Annotated in this window: 4 protein-coding genes; all 4 read left to right on the top strand. The window is 60.6% G+C overall.

What is annotated here, in order from left to right:
- Positions 1-141: 141 nt before the first annotated feature.
- The 4 genes from ACW9JC_RS28810 to gcvH all read left to right on the top strand — a co-directional run bounded on the left by ACW9JC_RS28810 (position 142) and on the right by gcvH (position 4,574).
- Complete coding sequence (locus tag ACW9JC_RS28810) at positions 142-1,146, top strand: extracellular solute-binding protein (protein ID WP_457459289.1); 1,005 nt, start codon at positions 142-144, stop codon at positions 1,144-1,146.
- Between the two features lie 138 nt (positions 1,147-1,284).
- Positions 1,285-2,901 (top strand): ABC transporter permease, encoded by a 1,617-nt coding sequence (locus tag ACW9JC_RS28805; RefSeq protein WP_457459287.1) that lies wholly within the window; start codon positions 1,285-1,287, stop codon positions 2,899-2,901.
- 156 nt (positions 2,902-3,057) lie between these two features.
- Complete coding sequence (gene gcvT, locus ACW9JC_RS28800; protein ID WP_448109723.1) at positions 3,058-4,140, top strand: glycine cleavage system aminomethyltransferase GcvT; 1,083 nt, start codon at positions 3,058-3,060, stop codon at positions 4,138-4,140.
- A gap of 50 nt (positions 4,141-4,190) precedes the next feature.
- Positions 4,191-4,574 (top strand): glycine cleavage system protein GcvH, encoded by a 384-nt coding sequence (gene gcvH / locus ACW9JC_RS28795; RefSeq protein WP_416129566.1) that lies wholly within the window; start codon positions 4,191-4,193, stop codon positions 4,572-4,574.
- Positions 4,575-4,664: the final 90 nt, after the last annotated feature.

Here is a 4,664-nt window from a genome sequence, read left to right as displayed (position 1 = left end):
AGCCTGCGGCAGCTCCTACAGGAAATGCGGTAAATTTAATCTGTGCAACATCTGGTAACTCCTCCGCGAACTGTTCGATTGAGAAGGCAAATGTGAGTCCTTATCATTTGGCCTCACTTTTTCAATCGAGAGACCGCTCCCATGTTGGCACCGAAGCGTCTACTGACTGCACTGGCCCTGACCTTGATCGGCAGCACCGCCGCCCAGGCCGCCGACGAAGTGGTGGTCTACTCCTCGCGTATCGACGAACTGATCAAGCCAGTCTTCGATGCCTACACCGCGAAAACCGGCGTGAAGGTGAAGTTCATCACCGACAAGGAAGCGCCGCTGATGCAGCGCATCAAGGCCGAGGGCGAGAACGCTACCGCCGACCTGCTGCTGACCGTAGATGCCGGTAACCTCTGGCAAGCTGAGCAGATGGGCATCCTCCAGCCCTTCACCTCGAAAACCATCGATGCCAACATCCCGCTGCAATATCGCGCGGCGTCCCATGCCTGGACCGGCCTGAGCCTGCGGGCGCGGACCATCGCCTATTCCACCGACCGGGTGAAACCGGGCGAACTGACCACCTACGAAGCTCTGGCCGACAAGAATTGGGAAGGTCGCCTGTGCCTGCGCACGGCGAAGAAGGTCTACAACCAGTCGCTGACCGCCACCATGATCGAAGTGCACGGCGCCGAGAAAACCGAGAAGATCCTCAAGGGCTGGGTCAACAACCTGTCCACTGACGTGTTCTCCGACGACGTTGCGGTACTGGAAGCCATCAACGCCGGCCAATGCGACGTGGGCATCGTCAACACCTACTACTACGGTCGCCTGCACAAGCAGAAACCGGATCTGCCGGTGAAGCTGTTCTGGCCGAACCAGGCGGACCGCGGCGTGCACGTCAACCTGTCGGGCATCGGCCTGACCAAGTACGCGCCGCACCCGGAAGCCGCCAAGGCCCTGGTGGAGTGGATGACCACGCCTGAAGCGCAGAAAATCTTTGCTGACGTGAACCAGGAATTCCCGGCCAACCCGGCCGTCCAGCCATCCGCTGAAGTCGCAGCGTGGGGCAAGTTCATCGCCGATACCTTGCCGGTGGAAGTCGCCGGTAAACGTCAGGCTGAAGCGATTCGCATGATGGATCGGGCTGGCTGGAACTGAGTCGGCAGCGTTAAAGAGTAAAAGATCGCAGCCTTCGGCAACTCCTACACGGTGATCACCAACCCACTGTAGGAGCTGCCGGAGGCTGCGATCTTTTTTGCGTTTCTCTACACTTCAAGATTTCGCGAGAGCTTTTCCTTGGCCCACCCCGCCCAACGCCGCTGGTATCCCCTGGTCTTCGCCATCGCTGCGCTGGTCCTGCTACCCCTGAGCGTCTTGCTGCTGTCCTGGCAAACCATCGATCAACAGATCTGGTCCCACCTTTGGGACACGCAGATGCCGCGACTGCTGGGCAACACCCTGACTCTGGTACTCGGCGTTGGCCTCGGCGTGACGGTCCTTGGTGTCAGCCTGGCCTGGCTCACCAGTCTCTGCGAGTTCCCCGGTCGGCGTTGGCTCGATTGGGCGCTGATGCTGCCTTTCGCGATTCCGGCCTACGTGCTGGCATTTGTCTTCGTCGGTCTGCTGGATTTCGCCGGTCCGGTGCAAACCCTGCTGCGCGAGTGGTTCGGCACCGGGCTGCGGCTACCGCGCGTGCGCTCCACGGGCGGGGTGATTCTGGTTCTGGTGCTGGTGTTCTATCCCTATGTTTACCTGTTGGCGCGCACGGCGTTCCTGGCTCAGGGCAAAGGCCTGATGGAAGCCGCGCGAGTGCTTGGGCAATCGCCATGGCAAGCGTTCTGGCGGGTGGCCATGCCGATGGCGCGTCCCGCCATCGGCGCGGGCGTGGCGTTGGCGTTGATGGAAACCCTGGCGGATTTCGGCGCGGTGTCGGTGTTCAACTTCGATACCTTCACGACGGCTATCTACAAGACCTGGTACGGATTTTTCAGTCTCTCTACCGCCGCACAACTGGCCAGTCTGTTGCTGCTGGTGGTGATGGTGGTGCTGTACGGCGAGCGTCGTGCCCGCGGCGCCAACCGGGCAAGCAACGAACGGCCACGGGTCAAGGCGTTGTATCACCTGCATGGCTTCAAAGCGCTGCTGGCCACCGCTTGGTGCGGGTTGGTGTTCGCCTGCGCCTTCGTCATTCCGATGCTGCAACTGGTGGTGTGGTTCTGGCAGCGGGGGCGCCTGGATCTGGATGAGCGTTACACCGGCCTGATCGTCCACACCTTGTACTTGGGCGCGATGGCGGCGTTGATCACCGTCAGCGTCGCCCTGATCCTCGCATTTGCCCGACGTTTGGCGCCGACTCAGGGAATCAATGCCGGTGTCGGCCTGGCCAATCTTGGCTACGCCTTGCCCGGTTCGGTGCTGGCGGTGTCGATCATGCTGGCGTTCAGTTATCTGGACCGCGAACTGGTGATTCCGCTGTCCGGTTGGCTCGGTGGTGCCGGCAAGCCGCTGCTGCTCGGCAGTCTGGCGGCGTTGCTGTTGGCCTATCTGGTGCGCTTCATCGCCGTGGCCTATGGGCCACTGGAAAGCAGTCTGGCGCGTATACGGCCATCTTTGCCCGAAGCGGCACGTAGCCTGGGTGTCAGTGGGCCGCGACTGTTTTTCAAAGTGTATCTGCCGTTGTTGCTGCCCGGATCGTTGAGCGCGGCATTGCTGGTGTTCGTCGATGTGCTCAAGGAAATGCCCGCGACCCTGCTGATGCGCCCGTTTGGCTGGGACACGCTGGCCGTGCGGATCTTCGAAATGACCAGCGAAGGCGAGTGGGCGAGGGCGTCTTTGCCGGCGCTGACCCTGGTTTTGGTCGGGCTGCTACCGGTCATCGGATTGATACGACGTTCGGCGCATCGAAACAGCTAGGTGTCAGTCCTACACCTTGCGGCTACAATGCGCGGCATTCGGTGCGGTCCGTCTGACAGACAAGGTAGTAGTAATCGGCTGAAAGCCTTTTGTTTCAACGCTTTCACCCGATAAAGCACTCGCCCGCACCTTCGCCACGCCCGGAAGGAGAAACCCATGGGACAGCGTACGCCTCTGTATGACCTTCATCTCGCCCTCGGCGCGAAGATGGTCGATTTTGGCGGTTGGGATATGCCTCTGCATTACGGATCGCAGGTCGAGGAACACCACCAGGTGCGCCGCGATTGCGGTGTTTTCGATGTATCCCACATGACCGTGATCGACGTCGGCGGCTCCCAGGCCAAGGCCTGGCTCCAGCATTTGCTGGCCAATGATGTCGAACGTTTGCACAGCCCCGGCCGTGCGTTGTACAGCACCATGCTCAACGAGCAGGGCGGCATCGTCGATGACATGATCGTCTACCGTCTCGATGAGGGTTATCGCCTAGTGGTCAACGCGTCCACCCGCGACCAGGACATGGCCTGGATGCAAGCCCATCTCGACGGCTTCGACGTGCAGCTCAGCGAACGTTCCGAGTTGGCGATGCTGGCTATCCAGGGGCCCCACGCCCGACACAAGATTGCGGAGCTGGTCAACCAGTCTCGTGGCAACCTGATTCAGCTGCTTAAACCTTTCGAAGGCCAGCCTGACGGTGACTGGTTCATCGCACGCACCGGTTATACCGGTGAAGACGGGTTGGAAATCATTTTGCCGGCCGATCAGGCTCCCGGTTTCTTCAACGATCTGGTGGGTGCCGGGATTTCCCCAATCGGCCTTGGCGCGCGGGACACCTTGCGGGTCGAAGCCGGCATGAACCTTTACGGTCAGGACATCCAGCAAGACGTTTCACCGCTGGCCTCCAACATGGCCTGGACCATCGCGTGGGAGCCGGCCACCCGGCAGTTCATCGGGCGCACGGCGCTGGAAGCCGAACGCAGCGGTGGCGTACAGCACAAACTGGTCGGTCTGGTCCTTGAGGAGCGCGGGGTTTTACGCGCTCATCAAGTGGTCCGCATCGCCGATGTTGGCGAAGGGGAGATCACCAGTGGTAGTTTCTCTCCTACGCTTAGCAAGTCGATTGCACTGGCGCGCGTGCCGATGGCAACTGCCGACCGCGCAGAAGTGGAAATCCGTGGCAAGTGGTACCCGGTCCGAGTGGTCAAACCGACCTTCGTACGCCATGGCAAAACCTTGATCTAATCTTTTCCGGCGGGCTTGGACCGCTGACAATTTTCCTGAGGACACAGAACATGAGCGATATCCCTGCCGAACTGCGTTTTGCCGAAAGTCACGAATGGGCACGTCTGGAAGCCGATGGCACCGTCACCGTGGGCATCAGCGATCACGCGCAGGAAGCGCTGGGTGACGTGGTGTTTGTCGAACTGACCGAAGTTGGAAAAACCTTCGCCGCCGGTGATCAGTCCGGTGTCGTTGAATCGGTTAAAGCCGCTTCCGACATCTATGCTCCGATCAGCGGTGAAGTGATCGCGATCAACGAAGACCTGAGTGGTTCGCCGGAACTGCTGAACTCCGACCCTTATGGCGCGTGGATCTTCAAGCTCAAGCCAAGCGACAAGGCTGAGCTGGACAAGCTGCTCGACGCCGCCGGTTACAAGGCTGCCATCGGCGAGTAAGCCATTAGCGTCACCCCCAAAGCCCCGACCCGTCGGGGCTAATGAGATGGTCACCCCCACACCCTGCGAGGGCTACGCTTTCGCAGGGTG

Source organism: Pseudomonas sp. SDO5591_S426 (genome assembly GCF_054070755.1).
The sequence above is the reverse complement of the archived record's forward strand: the minus strand, read 5'-3'. Positions and strand labels throughout refer to the sequence as shown.

Excerpts from the sequence above, each read along its gene's own strand:
- ACW9JC_RS28810 (WP_457459289.1), top strand. The coding sequence starts at position 142 with ATGTTGGCACCGAAGCGTCTACTGACTGCACTGGCCCTGACCTTGATC.
- gcvT (WP_448109723.1), top strand. The coding sequence starts at position 3,058 with ATGGGACAGCGTACGCCTCTGTATGACCTTCATCTCGCCCTCGGCGCG.
- gcvH (WP_416129566.1), top strand. The coding sequence starts at position 4,191 with ATGAGCGATATCCCTGCCGAACTGCGTTTTGCCGAAAGTCACGAATGG.